18 protein-coding genes are annotated in these 21,925 nt (G+C 53.0%); 8 read left to right on the top strand and 10 right to left on the bottom strand.

Annotated features, from left to right (window positions below; all coding sequences use genetic code 11):
• Positions 1–69: 69 nt before the first annotated feature.
• Positions 70–2,274: a penicillin acylase family protein gene (locus P8N76_06910; GenBank protein MDG2381387.1), complete on the top strand. Its 2,205-nt coding sequence runs from the start codon at positions 70–72 to the stop codon at positions 2,272–2,274.
• Between the two features lie 21 nt (positions 2,275–2,295).
• Here the strand turns inward: P8N76_06910 and P8N76_06905 are convergent, their stop codons facing one another.
• Positions 2,296–4,554: an SO2930 family diheme c-type cytochrome gene (locus tag P8N76_06905; GenBank protein MDG2381386.1), complete on the bottom strand. Its 2,259-nt coding sequence runs from the start codon at positions 4,552–4,554 to the stop codon at positions 2,296–2,298.
• 224 nt (positions 4,555–4,778) lie between these two features.
• Here P8N76_06905 and P8N76_06900 point away from each other — a divergent pair, with 224 nt between their 5' ends.
• Positions 4,779–5,873, top strand: coding sequence for a PEP-CTERM sorting domain-containing protein (locus tag P8N76_06900; protein ID MDG2381385.1), 1,095 nt, complete (start codon positions 4,779–4,781; stop codon positions 5,871–5,873).
• 38 nt (positions 5,874–5,911) lie between these two features.
• On the opposite strand, the gene P8N76_06895 is transcribed toward P8N76_06900, so the two are convergent.
• The 3 genes from P8N76_06895 to P8N76_06885 form a co-directional block, all read right to left on the bottom strand.
• Positions 5,912–6,847 carry an MBL fold metallo-hydrolase gene (locus P8N76_06895; protein ID MDG2381384.1) on the bottom strand — a complete coding sequence of 312 codons (936 nt, stop codon included), beginning with the start codon at positions 6,845–6,847 and terminating at the stop codon, positions 5,912–5,914.
• 71 nt (positions 6,848–6,918) lie between these two features.
• Entirely contained in the window at positions 6,919–7,095 is a 177-nt protein-coding gene (locus P8N76_06890; protein ID MDG2381383.1) for a hypothetical protein, read from the bottom strand.
• A 69-nt stretch (positions 7,096–7,164) separates the two neighbouring features.
• Entirely contained in the window at positions 7,165–8,016 is an 852-nt protein-coding gene (locus P8N76_06885) for a nitrilase-related carbon-nitrogen hydrolase (protein ID MDG2381382.1), read from the bottom strand.
• Positions 8,017–8,704: 688 nt separating this feature from the next.
• Here P8N76_06885 and P8N76_06880 point away from each other — a divergent pair.
• Positions 8,705–9,274: a hypothetical protein gene (locus P8N76_06880; GenBank protein ID MDG2381381.1), complete on the top strand. Its 570-nt coding sequence runs from the start codon at positions 8,705–8,707 to the stop codon at positions 9,272–9,274.
• Between the two features lie 111 nt (positions 9,275–9,385).
• Here P8N76_06880 and P8N76_06875 read toward each other — a convergent pair whose 3' ends face one another.
• The gene (locus P8N76_06875; protein MDG2381380.1) at positions 9,386–10,498 is read right to left on the bottom strand and encodes a reverse transcriptase/maturase family protein; all 1,113 of its coding nucleotides are present in this window, start codon (positions 10,496–10,498) and stop codon (positions 9,386–9,388) included.
• Positions 10,499–10,766: 268 nt separating this feature from the next.
• Here P8N76_06875 and P8N76_06870 point away from each other — a divergent pair, with 268 nt between their 5' ends.
• Entirely contained in the window at positions 10,767–11,777 is a 1,011-nt protein-coding gene (locus P8N76_06870) for an NADP-dependent oxidoreductase (GenBank protein ID MDG2381379.1), read from the top strand.
• Here the strand turns inward: P8N76_06870 and P8N76_06865 are convergent, their stop codons facing one another.
• From P8N76_06865 to P8N76_06850, 4 genes are all read right to left on the bottom strand, one after another.
• On the bottom strand, positions 11,778–12,530 hold the full coding sequence (locus tag P8N76_06865; protein ID MDG2381378.1) for an SDR family oxidoreductase: 753 nt from the start codon (positions 12,528–12,530) through the stop codon (positions 11,778–11,780). It abuts the gene before it with no gap.
• Positions 12,531–12,583: 53 nt separating this feature from the next.
• Positions 12,584–13,651, bottom strand: a complete 1,068-nt coding sequence (locus P8N76_06860; GenBank protein MDG2381377.1) for a phosphotransferase family protein — start codon at positions 13,649–13,651, stop codon at positions 12,584–12,586.
• Position 13,652: 1 nt separating this feature from the next.
• Positions 13,653–14,870, bottom strand: coding sequence for an acyl-CoA dehydrogenase family protein (locus P8N76_06855; GenBank protein MDG2381376.1), 1,218 nt, complete (start codon positions 14,868–14,870; stop codon positions 13,653–13,655).
• 64 nt (positions 14,871–14,934) lie between these two features.
• The gene (locus P8N76_06850; GenBank protein ID MDG2381375.1) at positions 14,935–15,645 is read right to left on the bottom strand and encodes a histidine phosphatase family protein; all 711 of its coding nucleotides are present in this window, start codon (positions 15,643–15,645) and stop codon (positions 14,935–14,937) included.
• A gap of 237 nt (positions 15,646–15,882) precedes the next feature.
• Between P8N76_06850 and P8N76_06845 the strand changes: the two genes are divergently transcribed.
• The 4 genes from P8N76_06845 to P8N76_06830 all read left to right on the top strand — a co-directional run bounded on the left by P8N76_06845 (position 15,883) and on the right by P8N76_06830 (position 20,390).
• Positions 15,883–16,665: an SDR family NAD(P)-dependent oxidoreductase gene (locus P8N76_06845; protein ID MDG2381374.1), complete on the top strand. Its 783-nt coding sequence runs from the start codon at positions 15,883–15,885 to the stop codon at positions 16,663–16,665.
• A gap of 227 nt (positions 16,666–16,892) precedes the next feature.
• Entirely contained in the window at positions 16,893–17,273 is a 381-nt protein-coding gene (locus tag P8N76_06840) for an OadG family protein (protein ID MDG2381373.1), read from the top strand.
• A 58-nt stretch (positions 17,274–17,331) separates the two neighbouring features.
• Complete coding sequence (locus P8N76_06835; GenBank protein MDG2381372.1) at positions 17,332–18,504, top strand: sodium ion-translocating decarboxylase subunit beta; 1,173 nt, start codon at positions 17,332–17,334, stop codon at positions 18,502–18,504.
• 65 nt (positions 18,505–18,569) lie between these two features.
• Positions 18,570–20,390, top strand: a complete 1,821-nt coding sequence (locus P8N76_06830) for a biotin/lipoyl-binding protein (protein ID MDG2381371.1) — start codon at positions 18,570–18,572, stop codon at positions 20,388–20,390.
• Between the two features lie 118 nt (positions 20,391–20,508).
• Here the strand turns inward: P8N76_06830 and P8N76_06825 are convergent, their stop codons facing one another.
• Positions 20,509–21,891 carry a pyridoxal-phosphate dependent enzyme gene (locus tag P8N76_06825; protein MDG2381370.1) on the bottom strand — a complete coding sequence of 461 codons (1,383 nt, stop codon included), beginning with the start codon at positions 21,889–21,891 and terminating at the stop codon, positions 20,509–20,511.
• Positions 21,892–21,925 lie beyond the last annotated feature (34 nt).

The raw sequence follows: 21,925 nt of genomic DNA, 5'->3' as shown, positions 1-21,925 counted from the left end.
TTACCGGAGTATAACAGAGGATGACTTTTTCGTTGCCAGTGGGGCGTCACGCTCAGAAAGTGTTAAACGATGTTGAATTGCTTCCCGGTTTTTCTGCGACTTTGTCAACATCGGAGGATTTTGTTTTTTCTCCTGCTGTTCACAGCCAATTTTCTCTGCTTGAGTCCCGCTTCTGCGAATCCATCGGCGGAAGAAATGGCCCAGCAGGTCACCATCCATCGTGATGAATGGGGGGTGCCCCATGTTTATGGTCCGACCGATGCAACGGTTGCGTTTGGCATGGGATACGTGCAGTGCGAGGACAATTTGTGGCAGCTCGAGGATACGTTCATTCAGAGTCTGGGGCGATATGCTGAAATTCAGGGTGAACGTGGTTTGGCGAACGATATCCTCCATCGTACCTTTGAAATTGATTCGCGTTCTCGTCGAGCTTACGAGCAATTGGACGATGAGATGAAGGCGATTTGTGTTGGCTTTACCGATGGAATTAATTTTTATTTAAGTCAGCATCCTGAAATCAAGCCGCGGTTGATCGATCATTATCAGCCTTGGCATTTGATCGCATTTGATCGCTTCATCATGCTCAGCTTTGTCTACGGAAAGTCTCACGCGCCACGACCCAGTGCGCCGCGACAGGGAAAATTAGAAAGCTCGTTGATCGGATCCAATCAATGGGCCATTGGACCGTCAAAGACGAAAGATCAAACGGCGATGTTGTTCGTGAATCCACATCAGCCTTTCTATGGTCCAGGTCAGTTTTATGAGGCTCATGTCAAGAGCGAGCAAGGTTTGAATGTTAGCGGAGGTTGTTTCTTTGGTTCGCCTTTTCCGACCTTGGGGCACAACGAGCATTTAGGTTGGGCATACACGGTGAATGAACCGGATATTGCCGATGTTTACCGCGAGACCTTTGATCTCGAGGGGGAGCCATTAAAGTATCGCTATGGCGATGGATATCGCGAAGCGACTACCTGGAAGGATGTGATTCATGTCAAGACAGAGGCGGGTCTCGAGCAGCGAGAGTACACGTTTCTGAAAACACACCATGGTCCGTGCGTGGCTGTTGAGGATGAGACGCATCGACTGTCGGTGAAAATAGCGGCTCTTTTTGAAGGCACTCGATTGAGTCAGGGGCTTCAAATGGCCAAAGCCACCACGCTTGAGGAATGGTTAGCTGCCAATCGTCTCCAGCTGCTACCGATGTTCAATGCGGCCTACGCAGACCGCGAAGGAAATATCTTTTACATCTACAACGGCTCCATTCCCGTCCGTGATCCTAACTTTGATTGGACTCAGCCAGTCGATGGATCCGATCCGCGTACGGAATGGAAGGGCATTCATCCTCTGGATGATTTACCGCAAGTTTTGAATCCACCCACCGGCTACGTGCAGAATTGCAACTCGACGCCGTTCACGACGACCGATTACGGAAATCCGTTTGTCGACGATTACCCAGCCTACATGGTCGAAGAGAAATATGATGACAAACGGCGAGCAAAGATATCTCGCAAGCTTTTACGTGAGGCGAAAGAAGTCGATTTTGATCAATGGCAAGAATTGGCATTCGACACCACCTTGTATTGGCCCCTGAATGAATTGCCCAAAATGAAGTTGGCGCACGAGCAACTTAAGACGCAAGATCCGAAGCTTGCCGAAGCGGTACAGCCCTTTTTGACCCATTTGTTAGATTGGGACTGCCGCTCTGATGTTGATTGTACACGAACGACGCTCTGTGTTGCCTGGTATGGAGCGATGTATGGTCAGACTCGACCCAGTGAGACGTTGCGTGCGGAATTTGTCAGTAATCCAAGCAACAAGTTTCGAGCACTGGTTGCTGCCGCTGGCTCGTTGCAAGAATTGTATGGTGATTGGAAAATCAAATGGGGGGATGTGAATCGGATGCAGCGGGTTCCCCAGGCTGGTGACTTGGGAGCGGCGGGCAGGAAATTTCGCGACGATTTGCCGAGTCTGCCTAGTCCTGGTGCCGAAGGTCCACTGGGCATTGCCTTCAATGTTTATTACACGCCCCCAGCTCCACCCCTCCGAAAAAATCGTTATGGAGTGGCTGGCAATTCCTTTGCCGCAGTCTACGAATTCTCGAATCGAGTGAAGAGTAAGAGCGTGTTGCAATATGGGGTCAGCGGGGATCCAGAGTCACCCCACTATTTCGATCAAGCACGCCTGTATTCTCAAGGGAAATTCAAAGATGCTTGGTTTTACGACGACGAGGTCAAAGCACACACGGTGAAAAGTTATCATCCGGGGCAGGAGTGACGCCTGTCTTCGGAAAACGTGCTACTTTTCATGGGAGTCCATTTGATTGATCCATTCGCGAATCAGGGCAACGGCTTCCACGGGGACGATGTTGCGAGCCACGTTGGGCATCATGATACTTGGGTCATCCGATTCCAAGCGAAAGATCAGGATTGATTTGTCGGCCTTCCCGGGAACGATATCATAATCATGTCCACCTGAACCATGCCCGGCAGCAACGGGCGTTTTCCATACTCCGAATTTCGTCGGGTGGGTTTGGTCGAGACGAAGGTCGAGCCCGGATGTTCGGGCACTTCCATCAGGATTGTGACAGTGTGCGCAATTCACATCCAGCCAAGTTCGGGCACGTTCGTTCACGGTTCCGCTCTCGGCCTGTTCGAAGCTTGCGACTTTGGCAACTTGCTGGAGCTCTGGAAGGCCTTTGAGCTGACCGATGCGATCCAGATAGCCGAGTTGGTTCTCATGGCCATGCGCGAAGGCAAAGTCGCGATTTAGGTTGCGAGCTGTCGGCCCTAACGGTTGAAATTGATCGGCCTGAGTGTGGCAGGAAATGCATTGATTGGCATTGGGGACTTGGTAACGATTCGCTCGTTTTTCACCGTTCGTATGGATCCAGCTGACGTTGATTTCATTCCCGCCGAGTGCCAACGTCGCATCTGTTTGTTCGTCGTTCCAAACGTAAGAATAACCAAACCAGCCCTCTTTACGTCGCTCTTCGATGCGGGTTTCCAGCAAACGCTCGCCCTTGGAGGGGTCGGTCATGTCGTGTGGGTAGGCAAAAGTCTTGGCAATCACCGTTCCCACCGGGAAATCGAGGGGGCCTTGGGCTTCGAAATCGATTTGACGGTCCGCTGGAATGCGAATGAACCGATGCTTGGACGTGTAATCAGAAAAGAGCGGCGTGATCAGCTCGTAGGGAACGACACCTGCGGCCGGTTGCTGCGTTGATCCGTTGCCAACAAACAGTCCAAAATCCGATAGCTTGTCGGGAGCTGAGCGATAGACACGGACCGCAAGATTTCCACTGGCCTCCGCGGGCTGATGCTTCGCTAATTCGATAGGCTTGAGTGCTGCGATCGTTTCCAGGGGTGGCGTTCGGTCCACCTGGTAGCTGCCATTTTGTAGATTGGTGGCGGTGAGCATGGGAAGATTGAAGTTTGCGTAAGTCGCCGTCCCATTGTCTTGAACTCGGAGCTTCGCCTTCCCCGATGCATTGGTCGGTGGGACGACGCCATCGAAAAGAATGTCCGGAAATCGATTGCCAAACACTGGAGCCAGCGCCGCGCGAATTGTACCTTGCGGGTTCTGTCCGCCATCACGAATGCGATTGTCGTGGATCGAAATCGATTCTGGAATCGGATCGAAGTCCGTCGCATCAAACTTCTTTTCCGTGATCAGAAAACTCACCACCGAAACACTTGTCGTTTGATTGCCGATGATTTCATTCTCGAAAACCTCCACATCATCCGTGACCATGATCATGATGCCGGTGCCCGAGGGGACCGTAGCCACCATGTTGCCCGCTGCTGCAAAGTTTTCGTGATTGTTTTTCACAACTTGGTTACGGAACACTCGCACCTTACCGCCTGCCTTTACCGGCAAGCCTGGTAGGTCAAAGACCAAAATGCCCCCCGCATTATTGGTCGCAAGATTGTCGTATACATCCGCGCCAACCGTATTCTCGATCTCGATACCAGCCACGTTTCGCTCTGCACGTGAATTCCTGACGACGACCTTTTTGCATTGGCCCACATAAAGACCTGCGTCCGAAGCACCGATCGCCGAACATTGCTCGATCAGCACATTCTCGCATTGAACCGGGTAGATCCCGTAAGCGCCATTCGATGGACTGGCTTTGCCTGTCCATTCTGTGCGGATGTCGCGAAAGGTGACGTTTGTGACTCCCAACACCTTGATGGCGTTGCCGGCGGTGTCTTCGACCGCAAAACCTTCTAGAAGCAGATTGTCGCCTTTGGCTTCAATTCCTTGCCCACCTACATATTGGTTCTTGAAAGAAAGAACTGTCTCGTCCGACCCGCGGCCTCGGATTGTGATGTTGTCAGACACAACATCCAGTTGCCGATTCAATTCATATCTTCCTGCTTCCAACTGGATTACGTCGCCGGGCACTGCCTGAATTAGGCGATCTTGTAAGCGATACTGAATATCCGGAGTTGGCGAGATGGAATAGGTCTGCGGCGAAAAATTTTCGTTCGCGCCGATCGCGGCTGCGGGAAGACAAACCAAAAAGCTAAGAATCCAGCGGATCGACCAATTCATGATTACGCCCATTTACGGCCAAGAAGAGAAATGTTGCACTGCTATCTTAACGTGATTTCATCGATTTACGAAAGGCATTCAATGCGATCGCCACCGATGTGTGCGTGTCTTAACGAGCGAACGAGAGTTTGAGCTTGTTCAGGAAAATCTGACGGGATTATTTCTGTTTCTGATATGCTGGAAAGGGGCCGTGACTTTTGCAATCGTGATTGGGAGTATTTTCGATGACCGTTTTGACGCGCTCTATTCTGTTGACGTGCTGTCTTGCCGTGTTACTTGTTGGGACAACTTTCGCACAGATTTCTGTGGTCGTTCCTGAGGATCTCATCGATCTAGAAGGTGATACAAGCGGTCCTGAAGAATTCGCAGGTGCTCCCTTTCGTGTGCAGTTCGTCTATGAAGCGGATCAATTTTCATTGCCGGAAAATGCAGGAGCCATCACGGGATTTCTGTTGAGACCGGATTCCTTGATTCCTGGTCCCCGTGAATTGGCCTACGATGACATTGAAGTTCGTCTGTCCACCACCGAAGTTAACTCCGACGACATTGACCTGATCTTTGAAGACAATGTGGGTGGCGACGAGTTGCTCGTCTACGAAGGAGAACTTGAGGTAAGCACTCAAGCCGTTGGTCCCGAGGACGGTCCGCTTGAATTCGACTATTTTTATCCCTTCACGACGCCCTTCGATTACGATCCATCGAAAGGGAACTTGTTGTTGGACGTGATCAGTTTTTCTGGACAAGACTTCGAGCAACTAGAAGATCAAGACAGTAGTGTCGTTGGTATTTATGCGGGAGATCCGTTGTCGGATATCGGAGAGTTTTTGCCCGCTGGGCTCGTTGTCGCGTTTCTGTTTGATTCGCCTGGCCTGCCGGGAGATTTTGATGGTAATGGAATCCTGGACGCGATTGATATTGATTTGTTGAGTGCTGAAGTACGGTTGGGCAACAACACGCCCAGCTTTGACTTGAACGCTGACCAGAAGGTGAATGATGCCGATCGTGGAGTATGGGTCGATGATTTGAGACAAACCTACTTCGGTGATGCAAATCTCGATGGGGAATTTAATTCGGGCGACTTTGTCTTCGTCTTCCAAGCGGGCGAATACGAAGATGCCCAAGTTGGAAATTCGACATGGGCGACGGGAGACTGGAACGGCGACGCCGAATTTAATAGCGGTGACTTTGTGATTGCTTTTCAGGCTGGCGGATTTGAGCAGGGGCCTCGGGCTGCTGTTGCTGCGGTTCCAGAACCGTCCAGTCTCTGCCTCATCCTGGTGGGAGCTGCCCTTTTGGTTTTCCGGCGACGGATCGCCTAAGTGGGCGTATGGCAACGCCGTAAGCCTTGAGGGCAGGGCTAGTTTGACGCATCTGCACAACGGAATATTCCGTCTCTTTCCAGTAGGAGTCGGTCTTCAACTAAGTGTTCCAAGTGGGAATTTGCTTCAGCGCAACCGAGAAAGATATGGAAGTCGTTGAGCTGTCCAAACAGTTCGCAGGCTACTTGATAAACGGTTAATTCTTTGCCGTTCAGAATTTCCATGATTTGATCGAGTCGTTCTTGGTGATGGTCCATCAGGGTTTGGCATCGTTGCGCAAGACCGTCAAATCGATCGCCATGACCGGGTAACACGTGGGGGGATCCCGGGATCTCTTGAACTCGTTTCAGCGATTGTAAAAAAAGTTTTAACAATCCTTGCTGACGCATATCACCTCCGCCAACATTGGGTGAGATATCTTCCAAGATATGGTCGCCCGAGAAGAGGTGGTCTTCGTAAAGGAGACAGATGGACCCTCGCGTGTGTCCAGGTGTGTGAATGACTTGCATTGTTTCGCCACCACCAAGATCGATCTCATCACCGTCTCGCAAAGCGGAGCCTTGGACGGGCTCAATCTCCCAGCTGGGCAGTTGACTACTGTCGGCTACCTCGCCGGATGGCACCTGCCATGCGGCAAGCCGTTGATTAGCAACTTTTGCGAACCGTACGCTTTGTGCATCGACATTTTCAATGGACCGCATTTCCGATTCATGGATCAAAATTTCAGCCTGGTTCAACTGTTGGATACGCCACGCATTGCCAATGTGGTCAATATGCTTGTGCGTGAGGATGACTCGTCGAATGTCTTCGACGCGCAGTCCCGTTTCTTTCAGTTGCGAGAGTAGCCGTTCGTAGGCAATTTCTGTAGCGACGCCCGTGTCGATCAGTGTCAGCGGGTCTGATTCGATCAGGTATACCGTGTTGGCTCCCTCAAAAAATGGATTGGAAATACGGAGTGAGTGGACAGGCAGCATTTTCTTCTTTCTGCTTAGGCGCTGATTGGAGAGCCGCTTTCAACGCTCGACAGCGAGGGATTTCATCGGATTCAAGCTCGCTCAACCAATTCTTGCCAAGCGACTTTCAGGTCGTGGGATTCGCCTGCCTGGATCTCATTCAATCGGTTGTCGATGAGGAGGCAGAAGGTGCGAATGCTCACGGGAACGTATTGTAGGCGGACGAGGTACGCATGGGCACCCGGTCGTTTTTCTACCGCTGCGGACACCGATTGCGAATCGACGTTGGTCAGCGAACACGAGTCACATCAAGGGACCAGCGTGCCAGGGGCCAGCTCTCAGCGTATCCCCCCAGGGTAGTTTTCTCGAGATTCGATCAGCCGCGCCTTGTGAATGGTGCCTTGGACTAAGTCGGCGTGATGATCTTTTGCTCGCGCCAAAATATCCCCCATCGGATCCACGAGGCGCGTGACGCCATTAAACCGAACGGAGCTCGTTGAGGGCCGTGTTGAGTCGGAGGTGGCATGAGTTTGGCCGCATTCGGTTGCCGAGGCGATATAGCAGGCACTGTCGATGGCACGTCCGCGCAGTAGCGATTCCCAAAATTGAATGTTGGTGGGGACGTCTGCGAAAAATACGGCCGGGCAAATAATTAAGTCGCATTCCAGGCGTCGGTAGGCGGCAAACAAGTCCGGAAATCGCAGGTCCCAGCAAATGGCGCAACCGACGCGAAAACCATTGATTGCATAGACGCTCGTGACCTGCCCGGGAGCGATGAAGTCAATTTCGGCACGGCCGGAACCTTGAGGGACGGCTGGACAATGAAACGGATGTTGTTTGCGATAAGTCGCGATTAGATTTCCATCGGGGCCGTAGACTGGCGTGGTGTTGTAGGTGTGGGGGCCGTCCTGCTCAAGAAAGCTGCCCCCGTGGATCGTGATCTTTTCTCGAGCGGCGGTCTCGCTCAACATCGTGCAGACCGATCCTCGGTCGATCTTCTGCGGCTGGTGTTCGCGATCTCGTGGGTCGGCGCCACGACCAAACATGTCGGCGAAGTACTCCGGCAAGACGACAAGCTCTGCACCGGACGCTGCGGCGTCGATACATTTCTGTTCGGCGACAGACAGATTGTCGTCGAGACTTTTTCCGACTTCCATCTGGACCATTGCCACATTCAATTGTTCCGCCATCTTTCAGAAGACTCCTTTCGGCTTATCGGTGGAAAAACAGAAGCTCGTTAAACAGGGTATTATACGAGCGGATGCCTCAATCGATCGACATCCGATCAGTGCCCATCCTTGGCGCCCTCGACTCGATGGCTCCAGCGATTATGGATGCTCATGGTCTATTTTGCCACGCTGCCGCTTCCCGACGTGGGGGCTCGCGTTGAGTGAAATGCCGGATGGATTTTTTCCGCCACGATCAGTCGCGTTGGCATCGTTGCTCCAATCGCTCGGCCACTGCCAGGCCTCTGTATCATCCACCCTCAGGAGGCCGGTGGCGAAAGAAACTTCGGCAGGGGGCAATTTCTCGGCTGCCAGGATCGACCGGAGTGGAGGGAAATGCATTGCTGGCTCGGCAAGCCGGGTCGGTAACGGAAGTTCGTGACGTGACCGAATTGGTTGCTCCCCGAATTCGCCTTGGCTGTTCAGCCGTTCTGCAATCTAGCGGCAAAAAAAGCTCTCGTCCGCTTCCCTTCTTCTTGTTAATGCCTGCGTCTAGGGCGGGTTCTGCGAAGCTGGCTTTCTGATGCGGTCGATAGAAATGTGCCGAAAAGTCTTGATTGTCGACCTAGCCCACTTCACATTGCTGCCCCACTTCCCCTGTGGTATTGGAGTCTGACCGACCTGATCACCACGCCCTTCACGGGAGCATCTGATGTGTAAACGAATTGCCGCGATAGCCCTGTTGCTCTTTTTATTCCACACGACGGGCACCGCCAGTGTGTATCTGCCAGCCGGCTTACTGCCCGGTGATAAATATCAATTGGTGTTTGTGACCGAAGCTCGAATAACAGCGGCATCGACATTGATATCAACCTACAACCAACACGTAAGTCTCGATGCGGAAAACAACCCCGATCTAGGAACTTCAGACGGCGTGACCTATACGGCCATCGCCAGTACGGCCATCGTTGACGCACGCGATAACGCCTTGGTGGGGGAGCACCCTGTGTATAATCTCGCCGGCGAGGTGGTCGCTGTTGGCCCCGATGGGCTGTGGTGCGCCGCGGTCGGCGGCCATTCTGGGCAACGGATCCTGGCTTCACCCCCCCACGTATGTCGGTTCCCACGCGCACCCCATCGCGTCCCCCGGGGCATCCGTCGATGGCCCGGGCTGGACGGGCTCCACCCCCGACGGCCGGTCTTCTCCATCGTCGCCCGGGGAGTTCTCCCGGCGCTCCTCCGACGCCATGCGTGCAAGGTACCACCCGTAGTCGGTCCATGAGAGGACACATGCCACCACCACGTTCCCCCCAATCACTGCCCCCATTATACGGGCTCAGTTCCGTCATCACGGCCCCGGGCGCAGAGCCCGTGCCAGAACCTGCCTCAGTAATCACCTGGGCTTTGCTAGGTACGGTAGGATGTATTGGTACGTGGTGGAATCGTCGCCGCAAAGCGAGTTAATCTGACGCTCGTTGAAACCACTGATCAGCCAACTCCACCAACGCCGAACGTATTGCCCGATGCGGTCTGTCGCATCTTGCTCATCAAGCCGGGCCATTCGTTCGATCAAGCGTTTTTTTGTCGGCGGGGCAACCTCGATTAGCCCCGCCGCATTGATTTGGTAGCCGAGGAAAGTGAATCCTCGCTCGATTTTTCCGACAAAGGTCTTATCCGGATGCTGTTTGACCTGAAGTTCCGCCAGCGTTTCGTTGATCGACCGGATCGCCCGCCGTAGCTTCCAACGTGTTGGTGCTAACACGACCCAGTCGTCCATAAAGCGAACGTAGCAGAGCCTCAGTTTTTCCATTCGTTTGTCTAACAGGTCGAGAAACAAGGCACCCATCAGGGGAGATAAGGGGCAGCCGAGCGAAATGCCTTGTTGGATCTGTTGGTAGACTCCCCCATCGCAGACTGTGCGGCGCATGAATTGCCAAAGCAAATCAAGGAGTGCTGGGTCGTCGATTCTTTCGGACAACTGGGCCTGCAAAATTTCGTGGCGCATGCTGGCATAGTAATGTTTGACATCGGTACGGAAGACAAACTTGTTTTGTGGAATCTGGCGCAGCAGCTGACGCACAGCTCCTTTGGCTCCGCCATGACCCGCCAAGTGAGTACAACGTTTGGACAGCTGAGGGGACAAATGTTGAGTCAGTACGATGGCGATCGCTTTGAGCACAAGGGCATCCGCGGCTGACCAAATTTCCCAGTTGTCTCCGTCGCGGTGAAAACGTCTCAAGGGAGAAAAGCGATAGCGGCCGGCTTTCAGATCGGCCTGTAATTTCCACTTCCAGGTCGGCCAGTGATACCTGACATGCCACACATCATCATGGTGGGAGTAGTGCTCTCTGCGTTTGCAAAGCCACGCAAAGGCCAGCTCAAGTATTTCCGAAGACGCGATCTGTTGCATTAAATTCTCTCGCATCCCAGCAGGATACCAGCAGGGAGGATCGTCTTGGGGGATGTTCTTTTGATTTTTCTGTTGCTCGATGGCTGGCAGGTTCATCGATTCGCGACCTGCGAATCCGAGCGTTGTCGCGTTGTGATTCGTTATTTTGGAAAGTATTCAATCATTTGTAGGGCTCGGCGGAAGGCGTGGTAACTCGGACCGCCGGCTAAGTCTCGCCTCGCTTCAATCAGCCCTTGCCATCAGGCTGTGGGGGTTGATCGACAGCGTCGAGGGGCTAGGTTACAATCCGCGCGGTCTGAATTCATCACTGAATTCATCACTAATATTCATCACTGTCATCAGGAATTAGCTTCGAGGAAGACAAATGCCCGTCAATCGCCAAATTGTGCTTGCTGCTCGTCCACAAGGTTTTCCCGTCGAATCCGACTTCGAATTGGTCGAGGCAGAGCTTCCGGAATTGAACGACGGAGAATTTGTGGTGCAGGCACGATACCTATCGGTCGATCCGTACATGCGTGGTCGGATTAGCGAAGCCAAGTCGTATGCGGCACCCGTTGAAATTGGTGAAGTGATGGTGGGAGAAAGTGTCGGCCAGGTGATCCAGTCCCGCAACGATCGATTTGCCGAGGGGAGCTATGTTTCGGGGATGTTTGGTTGGCAGGAATATGCGATCAGTAAGGGAGATGCGATTCGGCGGCTTGATCCTTCGTTGGCGCCGATCTCAACTGCGTTGCATGTGTTAGGGATGCCGGGCCTGACTGCCTACTTTGGACTCTTGGACGTTTGTCAGCCACAGGCGGGGAATACGGTTCTCGTGTCGGCAGCGGCCGGCGCTGTCGGATCAATCGTTGGGCAACTTGCGAAACTGCATGGTTGCCGAGTTGTTGGCACGGCCGGATCGGAGGAAAAAATCGATTTCATTTGCAATGAACTGGGTTTTGATGCGGGCCTCAACTACAAGACAACCACGGACTATTATCACAGTTTGAAAGACATCTGTTCTTCGGGAGTCGATTGTTACTTTGATAATGTGGGCGGGCCGCTTACCGACGCAGTCTTTCCGTTGCTGAATGAGCGGGGGCGGATCGCGATTTGTGGACAGATTTCACAGTACAACAACGAGAAGGTAGCACAAGGACCACGTCTGTTGTGGTACTTAATCGTCAAACGGGCAACCGTTCGCGGATTCTTAGTGATGGATTATGCCGCTCAATTTCGAGACGCATTGCAGAAACTCACCGGTTGGTATCAATCGGGCGAATTGAAGTGTCGCGAACGCATTACCGACGGTCTCGAAGCAGCTCCCCGCGCTTTCATCGAAATGATGCAAGGGGCTAATGTTGGTAAACAGCTGGTTCGCGTCAGTTCTGACTGACTACATACCACCGTCGACGGAGAGGATGGCTCCGGTGGTAAATGAGCTGGCGTCGGAGGCAAAGTAGACTGCGGCGCCCGTGATCTCGTCGGTTGTTCCCAGACGGCCCAATGCTTTCATGGCGACGGTTGCCTGTTCAATTTTTGGATTTGACCAGAGTGCTTCGCTAAGTTTCGTCTTGATCAATCCGGGGCAAATACAGTTGACTCGTACGGCTTGGCCGCCCAGTTCTTTGGCCATCGCCTTGGTCAGCATAATTAAACCGGCTTTGGAAACGGAATAAATTCCCTGCATCGGGAGCGCATTCAATCCGGCGATGGAGGAAATGTTGATGATCGATCCGCCGCCAGACTGCACCATTTGCTGCGCACATAGTCTCGACAAGACATAAGGTCCTTTAAGATTGACTTCCATCGTCTTGTCCCAAGCCGCGTCGGTCGAGTCGAGCATCGGCCCGAAATAGGGATTCGTACCCGCATTATTCACCAGCACATTGACGGCACCGAACTTTTGCTCGGCTTGTTCAACGAGTCGCTCCACATCGGTTGTCTGTCCGACATGTGCGGCGCACCCCTGCAGATTTTCGGGGTTTTGTAACTCCGACAGGGCCGCCTCGACATTTTCCTGTTTGCGGCTGCAGATCGTTACCTTCGCACCGGCAGCGAGAAAACTCCTGGCGATGGCCAGGCCGATGCCTCGTGTTGCCCCAGTCACAATGGCGTTCTTGCCCTCTAACGAAAATTGGTCGCTCATCGTAATCCCTTCATGGCTGCCGCGTGGAGGACCCTCGTGTCGGATGGGTGGGCCTAAATGGTTTCTCGATCGATCGCGGTTAGTCCGGCCTGCCCAATGGCGAGTACGAGTCGATCCAATTTGGCAAACCGTTTGTCTTGCGTGTGTCCACGCACAAATCGGGCAAAGATTTGTTGCACAATGACACCTAGTTTAAATAAGCCGTAGCAATAGTAGAACAGCGGATCTCGCGCTTCCCCTCCGCTGAATTCGAGATACCGATCGACGATTTCCTGACGCGACATACTGCCTTCGACCAGGGTAGGCCCGAAGGCATGTTGTCGCAGCATGGAAGCGTCGTCGGGCTGAACCCAGTAAGCCAAGGTCGTGCCCAGATCCATCCAGGGATCACCGACGGTGGTCATCTCCCAATCCAGTAAGGCAACAATCTGGGTGAGGTCATTTGGATTCAGCATCAAGTTGTCGTACTTGTAATCATTGTGGATGAGTGAAGTCGACTGGATCGTCGGGCGATGTTGGTCGAGCCAACTGGCGAGCCGTTCGAGTTCAGCGACGTGTTCGGTCTTTGCCTGATCGTATCTCTTGATCCAGCCTTCGATTTGTCGATCGACATATCCATCGGGTCGACCGAGATCACCGAGTCCTGCGGCAGTGTAATCCAACGCGTGCAGCCGGGCCAAGTTGTCGACGAATGCCTGACACAGTTGTCGGATTTTCTTTGGATTCGCCAAGCCGTCGGGAGCGGTTGGTCCGCGCAGGATTACTCCATGCTGGCGTTCCATCACGTAGAATTCAGCCCCGATCACGGCGGCATCGTCACAGAAAACCAACGGGCGTGGTGCGAGTTCATATATTTGATGGAGTTGTGACAGAACACGAAACTCACGGCTCATGTCATGCGCCGACTTCACTTGATTGCCAAACGGTGGCCTACGCAATACGAGTTCGAGTGTGCCAAATTGCAAGCAATAAGTCAGGTTGGAAAAGCCGCTGGGAAATTGCTGGATACTCAGCCGACCTTGGACGTTTGGGATCACATCTGCCAAATAAGATTCTAATCGAGCCACATCGAGTTGCTCGCCAGCTCGCACGGGCGCCGGTTTGTCGTTCAGAGAGCTCATCTTATTTGCTACTCGTAGGTTTGGCGGGAAATCCATATGGCTTCAAAGTTTGCCGAGCGACAACGGTTCGGTGGACTTCATCGGGGCCGTCATAAATCCGCGCCCCTCGTTCATTGCGAAAGAAGGTCGAAAGGACCGTATCGTCACTGATCCCCAACGCTCCATGGACTTGAATCGCTCGATCAATCACGGCATTCAGAACTTCGGCGACGAAGAACTTGATAGCTGAAATCTCACTTCGTGCTTGCCGGGTACCCACTTGATCGATTTTCCAGCCGGCGTGTAGCGTCATCAGCCTGGCCGCGTCAATTTGAACGCGACTGTCCGCAATCCAATTTTGGACTGTTTGTCGTGTTGCAAGGGGTTCGTCGGGCATCAGCTCGCGGCTGACAGCTCGCTGGCAGAGCATGTCCAAACAGCGTTCGGCAATGCCAATCCATCGCATGCAGTGATGGATACGGCCCGGGCCGAGCCTTGCTTGAGCGATCCGGAATCCGCTGCCCTCCTCCCCCAGTAAATGCGATGTGGGCACACGACAGTCTTGATAGCGAATCTCCGAATGACTGGCCCAGTCGTCGCCGACGTGTCCCATGCAAGGGATATTACGGACACGTTCAAAGCCCGCGTTGTCCGTGGGAACGATGATTTGAGAGGCCCGTTCGTGAGTGGCCGCCTTGGGATCGGTGACTGCCATCACAATGGCAAAGCGGGCACCATCCGCTGCGGTGGTGAACCATTTGTGTCCATTGATGACGTACTGTTCCCCATCTCGAACGGCCGTTGTGTCCATCCAGGCCGGGTTGGAGCCTGCACGGTCGGGTTCGGTCATGGAAAAACAGCTGCGGATTTCACCCGCCAGCAGCGGGCGAAGCCATTGGTCTTGTTGGTCCGCATTGCCAAATTCAATCAGGATTTCCATGTTGCCCGCATCCGGCGCTTGGCAATTGAAAACGAAGTGACCAAACGGACTTTGTCCGAGTTCTTCACTGACCATGGCGAAATCAAAGAAGCCCAAGCCGAGACCGCCCCACGCCTTGGGGATTTGTGGCATCCAGAGGCCCATTTCCTTGACCAACGCTCGCTTTGAGTTGAGCGTTGGTAGCAGCTCGGTAAAGGGTTTCGTGTTGGCAATGGATTCGAGAGGGAAAAGTTCGTCGCGGACAAATTCACGGACTTGTTGACAAAGATCTTGGGTCGTCTTGGGGATTGAAAAGTCCATCGTTTCACCAGACACAGAAAAAGGTTGTCGAGGACGGCTAAGCGATTTTCCTGCCGGAAATCGTTTAGCGGTACGTCCTGTCTTGTTTCGGTAAATGTGGCAGGGCGTTAAACCGGTCGAGTGTAAATCGCCCCGTTGAGTAAACGAAATTTGTCAAAGAGCAATTCCATAAACGCCAGCCCGTATTCAACGCGACATCGCTTTGACATTTTAAGGCTCGTTGGATCGCGATGGAGATGGGGCCAACACTGGTGAACACAGCGACCCGACGCCCGCCCTGATGCGAAGCGGTAATTTCGTCAATGGCACGATTGACCCGTGCTTGAAACTCATGCCAAGATTCAATGTCAAATGATTCTCCCTGCATCCAGCGACTCGCGACGGCTTCAAAGAGTCGCTGGAAATTGCGCTGCCGTTGTTGCCGCTCTGTTGCCAGGGCGAAAGCTTCTAACAGTTCGGTAAGTTCCGCAGATTGATTTGCAAGCGAATCCGCCTGCTGACTAACCAATTGGTCAACGTGGTGTTCGTCCAGTTCAGGTTGGATAGTGGCTGTCGGCCAATCGAGTCCGGCTTTGCGGTAACAATCTCCAACGATCGCTGCCGTATCCCGGTGACGGACTCTTGGACCAACAAATACTGCGTCAAAGGATTCCTGTTCGGCGATCCAGTGTTGACCTAGCTGGAATGACTGCTCGCGTCCGCATTCCGACAATTGATCGTAGTTGTCTTCGAAGAAAGACGCTTGACCGTGTCTTACCAAAATCAATTCACTCATTTGTCCGCACCAATCCATAGCGATGAAAATGGATAGCTCCAATGCCTCGCGTTATATCACAACACGATGGGGCGTACACTCCGTATCCGCTGGGCATACGGGTTGAGCTAAGGACCAATCCTGCCGGTGCGATTCGAGACGGGTGGTCTTTCCAGCGGATCCGATTTTAGCCCAATCGAGCGCTTTGCTTGATTCGAAGCCGCCGTTGGACTAACGTGCAGCGGAAGTTTGGCACCCATGATCTTTGATTCAATGGTGGGGGAGGATTCTGTGAAACTGAAAGAAAAAGTGATCGTTGTCACGGGGGCCGGGTCGGGTATTGGCGCGGCCCTTTGTCGGCGTTTCGCCGCGGAGAATCCTGCGGCGATCGTGGTTTCCGATCAGAATGAGGAACTGGCGACGAGCGTCGCTGAAGAGATCGGTGGATTTGCGGTCGAGTGCGATGTGGCAGATGAGTCGCAAATCCAGCGGCTGGTCGAATCCACGGAAAAGCGTTTTGAGCGAGTGGATTTGTTTTGTGGGAACGCGGGAATCGGACTGATGGGTGGGGCCGAAGTCAGTGATGAGGACTGGAAACGAGTCATGGATGTGAATTTCATGTCCCATGTTTACTCGACTCGAGCCGTCTTGCCTGGAATGTTGGCGCGAGGTGAGGGCTACTTGCTTCACACCGCTTCGGCTGCCGGCTTATTAACCCAGGTCGGTTCCGCTCCCTACGCGGTGTCCAAGCACGCTGCCGTGGCATTTGCCGAGTGGCTGGCGATCACGCACGGAGACCAAGGGATCAAAGTGTCTTGCCTCTGCCCCTTGGGGGTCAAAACGCGCATGCTCGAGAGCGACCACCCAGTCGTACAAAAACTGGCTGAAACGGCAATTTTGGCTGAACAGGTTGCTGAGGCGGTCGTGGAGGGGATCGATCGGGAGCGATTTTTGATCCTGCCGCATGCTGAAGTGGCCGGATTTGTGGAGTTCAAGGCCAAGGATCCTGAACGTTGGTTGGAGAAAATGCGGGACTGGTGAAGCTTTGGGACGCGGGTGCTTTCCCGACGGGAATGGTGGAGCTGGTCTGTTGGTCGGGGTCGATTCCTGCATTTTCGTTAAATTACCACGGCATTTTGGCCGTTTGTGATTCTGGTACAGAATTTGGTTTGAGCCCGATTCAACCCAGAGGCGACGAAACTTATACTACTCAATCGATTTCAAGCCATTACGGGGTAGATTTTGAACTCTTGTGATCGGCCCCCGAATTGCCCCCAGCCTCATTACTCCTCAAATACGTGAATTCAAACAGTTTTATGGTGCCTGACCTTATTATTCTCTTGCTCGCCCAAGCGATTCCTACTGACCCCCCGCTGACGTCTTTTCGATGGTTTAACGTAACCAGCCAAAATGGTATCCCCATTGCGATGCTCGGAATGGTGATTGTGTTTTCGGCCTTGGTTTTGATTAGCTTGGCGATTACGGCTTTGCCGCGTTTACTCAACGCGATTTCACCCTATCTGCCTCAAGTGGAAGAGCCGCATGACGGACCACCTCCTGCGGAAAGTACCGCTGGCGATGAAGAGGCGGTGATCGCTGCGATTGGTTTCGTATTGCACAGCGAAATGCAGAAGGCGATGAAGAAATAGAGCCGCAATTGGCAGTTCAAGTAACTCGAATTCCGTTCTTGGGTTTTGATAATCGATTATGGAAATACTCACGCAATTTCTGAATACGACCGGCTTTGCTCAGATGACTTGGGGCAATGCGATCATGATTTTGATCGGCATGGTTTTCATCAGTTTGGCAATCATCAAGCACTATGAGCCGTTGTTGTTGCTGCCGATTGGATTCGGCATGATCGTTGGAAATATTCCAATTGTCCCCGGCATGGCGCTGAGTGTCTATGACGAAGGTGGGATGACACTGGATCTCGGCAATCAGGCCGTGACCTATAACCCAGGCAGCGTGCTCAGCTACATTTATTATGGTGTGAGTCAGGGTATATTCCCGCCTCTGATCTTCTTGGGGATCGGGGCGATGACCGATTTTTCGACCATGATGTCGAATCCCAAGCTGGTGTTGTTGGGGGCGGCAGCCCAGGTCGGAATTTTTCTGACTTTGATCGGAGCCATGTTCCTCGGTTTCTTAGCCCCACAGGCCGCTGCGATTGGCATCATTGGTGGAGCGGATGGTCCCACGGCGATTTTTCTTGCGTCGCGTCTGGCTCCGGAACTGCTCGGTGCGATCGCGATTGCAGCCTATTCCTACATGGCCTTGGTTCCCGTCATTCAGCCGCCGATCATGAAATTATTGACGACCCGAGAAGAACGACTGATTCGGATGAAGCCTCCGCGACGTGTTTCCAAGCGGGAGAAAATTATTTTTCCGGTGGTCGCGTTCTTGATCTGTACGATGATTGCTCCCGGGTCGATTGTGCTGATTGGCATGCTCTTTTTTGGCAATCTAATGAAAGAGAGCATGGTCACCGAGCGATTGGCGGTAACGGCACGCACCGTGATGATCGATATCGTGACCATTCTGCTCGGTTTTGCTGTGGGAGCCAGCACGCAAGCACAAAGGTTCCTCCAATATGATTCATTGTTAATCTTTGGGCTTGGTGCCCTTTCGTTTGCAGTGGCAACAGCGGGTGGCGTGCTGTTTGCGAAGCTCATGAATTTGTTCCTGCAAGACAAGATTAATCCTCTTCTCGGGGCGGCAGGCGTCTCGGCGGTTCCGGATTCGGCACGTGTTGTGCAGATGGTCGGTCAAGAGGAAGATCCGCATAACTTTTTGTTGATGCACGCGATGGCACCCAACGTGGCTGGAGTGATCGGCTCAGCTGTTGCTGCGGGTGTGTTGTGGTCGGTGTTGCTGTAGCTGGCCCAGCTGGCGAAGGCGTGATGTTCTGGTTGTCAAGAAGCGTTGAAAGAGCGAGTTGAACGGTGGCCAAAAAAATAGATTTCATGTGTACGGCGTTTCGAGATGGATTTCAGTCTGTCTACGGGGCGCGTGTGTTGACTCCCGACTTTTTACCCGCACTTGAAGCGGCGAGAGATGCAGGGATCCAATATTTCGAAGCGGGCGGCGGCGCTCGTTTCCAGTCGTTGTATTTCTATTGCAACGAAGATGCTTTCGATATGATGGATTCCTTCCGCGAAACAGCGGGTCCTGATGCCAACTTGCAAACACTTGCTCGGGGTGTCAACGTTGTTGGTTTGGAGTCCCAATCGAGCGACATTATTAAATTGCATGCCGAGATGTTCAAGAAGCACGGCATGACCACGATTCGAAACTTTGATGCGCTCAACGATGTCGACAATCTGATCTACAGCGGAAAGTGTATCGTCGAAGCAGGGCTGAAACATCAAGTTGTGGTGACGATGATGGAGTTGCCGCCAGGATGTACCGGAGCTCACGACGCCGACTTCTATGAGATGACACTGCAGAAGATTCTTGACGCAGAGATTCCCTACGATGCGGTTTGCTTTAAGGATGCCTCGGGAACGGCCGTTCCATCGAAGGTCTATGAGACGATTCGGCGAGCTCGAAAGATGCTGCCGAAAGATACCTACATTCACTTTCACACGCATGAAACGGCTGGCGTGTCCGTGTTAGCCTACAAGGCAGCTCTCGACGCCGGTGCGGACGCGATCGATCTTTCGCTCGCTCCCTGCTCCGGAGGCACCTGCCAACCTGACGTCTTGGTGATGTGGCATGCCTTGCGGGGATCGGATTACACGTTAGACGTTGATATCGACAAAGTGCGTGAGTCGGAAGAAGTTTTCAAAGATTGCATGAAAGAGTACTTCCTGCCGCCAGAAGCCACCGCGGTGGAACCACTCATTCCTTGGAGCCCAATGCCCGGTGGAGCGTTGACTGCCAATACCCAGATGTTGCGCGACAATGGCATCATGGAGAAGTACCCCGATATGATCAAAGCGATGAGCGAGGTCGTTCGTCGCGGTGGGTACGGTACGTCGGTAACGCCTGTGTCTCAATTCTACTTCCAGCAGTCGTTCAATAACGTCATGTTTGGACCTTGGAAAAAGATCGCCGAGCCGTACGGAAAAATGGTACTTGGCTACTTTGGCAAGACGCCCGTACCACCCGATCCGGAAATTGTTAAATTGGCCTCCGAGCAGCTCAAGCTCGAGCCGACAACGGCGTCGCCGATCGAACTGAACGATGCCGACCCGAACAAAGGTGTGGCAGCGGCCACCAAGATGTTGCAGGAAAACGATTTGTCGGTGAACGACGAAAATATCTTTATTGTGGCTGCCTGCCGTGACAAAGGTTTAACCTTCTTGAAAGGTGACGCCGAACTGGGTGTTCGCAAAATCGATCCGGAAGCAGCCCAAGAAAAAACCTCGGACGCGACCGTGCGAGAGCCAGCGCAATATACCGTGACCGTCAATGGGAAAGATCATTTCATCGCTTTCCAAGGGAATTCCGTTACCGTAGATGGCAACGTCTATCAGGTTGCCATGGCGGCGGTAGACGCTGCCACGCCAGCTAATCAGGTGGCTGCGCCTGCCGCTGACGGTGTGAAAACAGCCGTTCAGGCGCAAATGCCAGGCGTCGTCTTGCGGGTCTTGGTGAACAATGGGGACCGTGTCAATAAGGGAGATCAACTGATCGTTTTAGAAGCGATGAAGATGGAAGTTCCCGTCGTGGCACCGGCTGCGGGGGTGGTTGCCGATCTTGCTGTCTCGCAAGGCGATCAGGTTGTAAACCACCAACAACTGCTCAATATTTCTGGCTAAGTGGGATGTGATTTCTGGCTAAGTGGGACGTGGCCCACTGGCCAGCCATCGATCTGTTCGTGGAGTAGACCCATCAATCAGAAGGGGTGAAAATCCGGGCCGTCCCAAGACGATCCATCTACTCTTCGCTGGCCGTTTTCAGGGAATCTGAGGTGGCGTAGCCTTTTCGGACCCATTCGTTCAGTCCACCCTTTGCGCTTTTCACCGATCGATATCCCTTTGATTTCAGAAAAAGGGTCGCGTGTTTAGAAAACTTGCCAATGTTGCAGACGGTGATGATCAACGTATCGCGATCTTCAGGTAATTGGTCTGCTCGCTTGGCGAGGTCGTCTTGTGGAATGTTGATGGAGCCCGGAATATGTGACTCGGAAAACATTTCGACATTACGAATGTCGACGATTACCGGCGCGTTTTCCGATTCCAATAATTCGCTTAGATTTTTGACGCGAATCGTATCGTGCGGATTTTTTAGATTTTCAATCAGCTCTGCTAAGAAAATGTCATTCTTGCTGGGACCCGTGTTTTCCGCTTCGTCGTCTTTTGGCGGAGACAGTTCGGGAAAGTGTCGCGCGACGGATGAGGCGTATTTGAAAATGTTGTCGCAGAAGATGACAACGGCGATCGTACCGGGTTCGTCAGGGAGCATCTTTAAGGCTCCCACCAGATTCATGCCAGAGCTGGGGCCTGCGATAATGCTTTCTTCGCGATTGATCCGCAAACACATCTCGTAGGCTTCGCGGTCGGAAACTTCAACTTGCCCATCGTATTCATCCGGGCGATAAAGCTTGGTTTGCTGCAATTGACGCTGGCTGCGGACGCCCGGAATATCATGCCCTTCTTCTGGGCAGACGCCGAGTACTTTGACGGTGGGATCCTTTTCTTTCAGGAAACGGCCCGTGCCGGTGATTGTGCCGCAAGTGCCCAATCCGGCGATGAAATGGGTGACTTTCCCTTGAGTCTGTCGCCAGATTTCCGGGCCCGTGGTGAGATAGTGTCCGCCGGGATTCGCTTCGTTTACGTATTGATCGAGGATTTCATACTCGTCATGGTCGTCTGCCGTGGCTCGAGCCTTGGCAATCGCCCCTTCCGGAGCTCCAGGTGCGGGGCAGAGGGAGTCATCCAGTTCGATGACGTCGGTTCCCAGGAACCGCAGCACAGTCCGTTTTTCAAGCGGAATTTGGTCAGAAAGTGGGGTTTGGAGCTCGTAGCCCTTGGCATTCCCCATCATAATCAGCCCGATCCCCGTGTTACCGGAAGTGGCTTCGACCAGCTTTTTCCCTGGTCCCAAGATGCCTCGTTCTTCGGCATCGCGGATCAAATTGGCTGCCACGCGGTCCTTCACGGCACCGAACGGGTTGTACCACTCCAACTTGGCAAAGATTTGAGTGTGTTTGAAAGGAACGACTCGATTTAGGCGAACAATAGGTGTTGGATTTTCCTCGTTAGAGAGGAGGCCGAGCATCGAATCGTAACTGCGGAGGGAGTGGTCATTTGTCTTCATGCGCGAACTATACAATCAGGTTGAAGGGCTGCAA

Source organism: Pirellulaceae bacterium, assembly GCA_029243025.1.
Classification (GTDB): Bacteria; Planctomycetota; Planctomycetia; order Pirellulales; family Pirellulaceae.
Note: the sequence above shows the minus strand (reverse complement) of the source record. Positions and strands in the feature narration are given on the sequence as shown.

What these genes read in the sequence shown, in the direction of transcription:
- P8N76_06905 (MDG2381386.1), bottom strand. Translation starts at nt 4,554, where the DNA reads ATGAATTGGTCGATCCGCTGGATTCTTAGCTTTTTGGTTTGTCTTCCC.
- P8N76_06870 (MDG2381379.1), top strand. Translation starts at nt 10,767, where the DNA reads ATGCCCGTCAATCGCCAAATTGTGCTTGCTGCTCGTCCACAAGGTTTT.
- P8N76_06880 (MDG2381381.1), top strand. Translation starts at nt 8,705, where the DNA reads ATGTGTAAACGAATTGCCGCGATAGCCCTGTTGCTCTTTTTATTCCAC.
- P8N76_06855 (MDG2381376.1), bottom strand. Translation starts at nt 14,870, where the DNA reads ATGGACTTTTCAATCCCCAAGACGACCCAAGATCTTTGTCAACAAGTC.
- P8N76_06900 (MDG2381385.1), top strand. Translation starts at nt 4,779, where the DNA reads ATGACCGTTTTGACGCGCTCTATTCTGTTGACGTGCTGTCTTGCCGTG.
- P8N76_06850 (MDG2381375.1), bottom strand. Translation starts at nt 15,645, where the DNA reads ATGAGTGAATTGATTTTGGTAAGACACGGTCAAGCGTCTTTCTTCGAA.
- P8N76_06885 (MDG2381382.1), bottom strand. Translation starts at nt 8,016, where the DNA reads ATGGCGGAACAATTGAATGTGGCAATGGTCCAGATGGAAGTCGGAAAA.
- P8N76_06865 (MDG2381378.1), bottom strand. Translation starts at nt 12,530, where the DNA reads ATGAGCGACCAATTTTCGTTAGAGGGCAAGAACGCCATTGTGACTGGG.
- P8N76_06845 (MDG2381374.1), top strand. Translation starts at nt 15,883, where the DNA reads ATGATCTTTGATTCAATGGTGGGGGAGGATTCTGTGAAACTGAAAGAA.
- P8N76_06875 (MDG2381380.1), bottom strand. Translation starts at nt 10,498, where the DNA reads ATGAACCTGCCAGCCATCGAGCAACAGAAAAATCAAAAGAACATCCCC.
- P8N76_06835 (MDG2381372.1), top strand. Translation starts at nt 17,332, where the DNA reads ATGGAAATACTCACGCAATTTCTGAATACGACCGGCTTTGCTCAGATG.
- P8N76_06895 (MDG2381384.1), bottom strand. Translation starts at nt 6,847, where the DNA reads ATGCTGCCTGTCCACTCACTCCGTATTTCCAATCCATTTTTTGAGGGA.
- P8N76_06860 (MDG2381377.1), bottom strand. Translation starts at nt 13,651, where the DNA reads ATGAGCTCTCTGAACGACAAACCGGCGCCCGTGCGAGCTGGCGAGCAA.
- P8N76_06910 (MDG2381387.1), top strand. Translation starts at nt 70, where the DNA reads ATGTTGAATTGCTTCCCGGTTTTTCTGCGACTTTGTCAACATCGGAGG.
- P8N76_06825 (MDG2381370.1), bottom strand. Translation starts at nt 21,891, where the DNA reads ATGAAGACAAATGACCACTCCCTCCGCAGTTACGATTCGATGCTCGGC.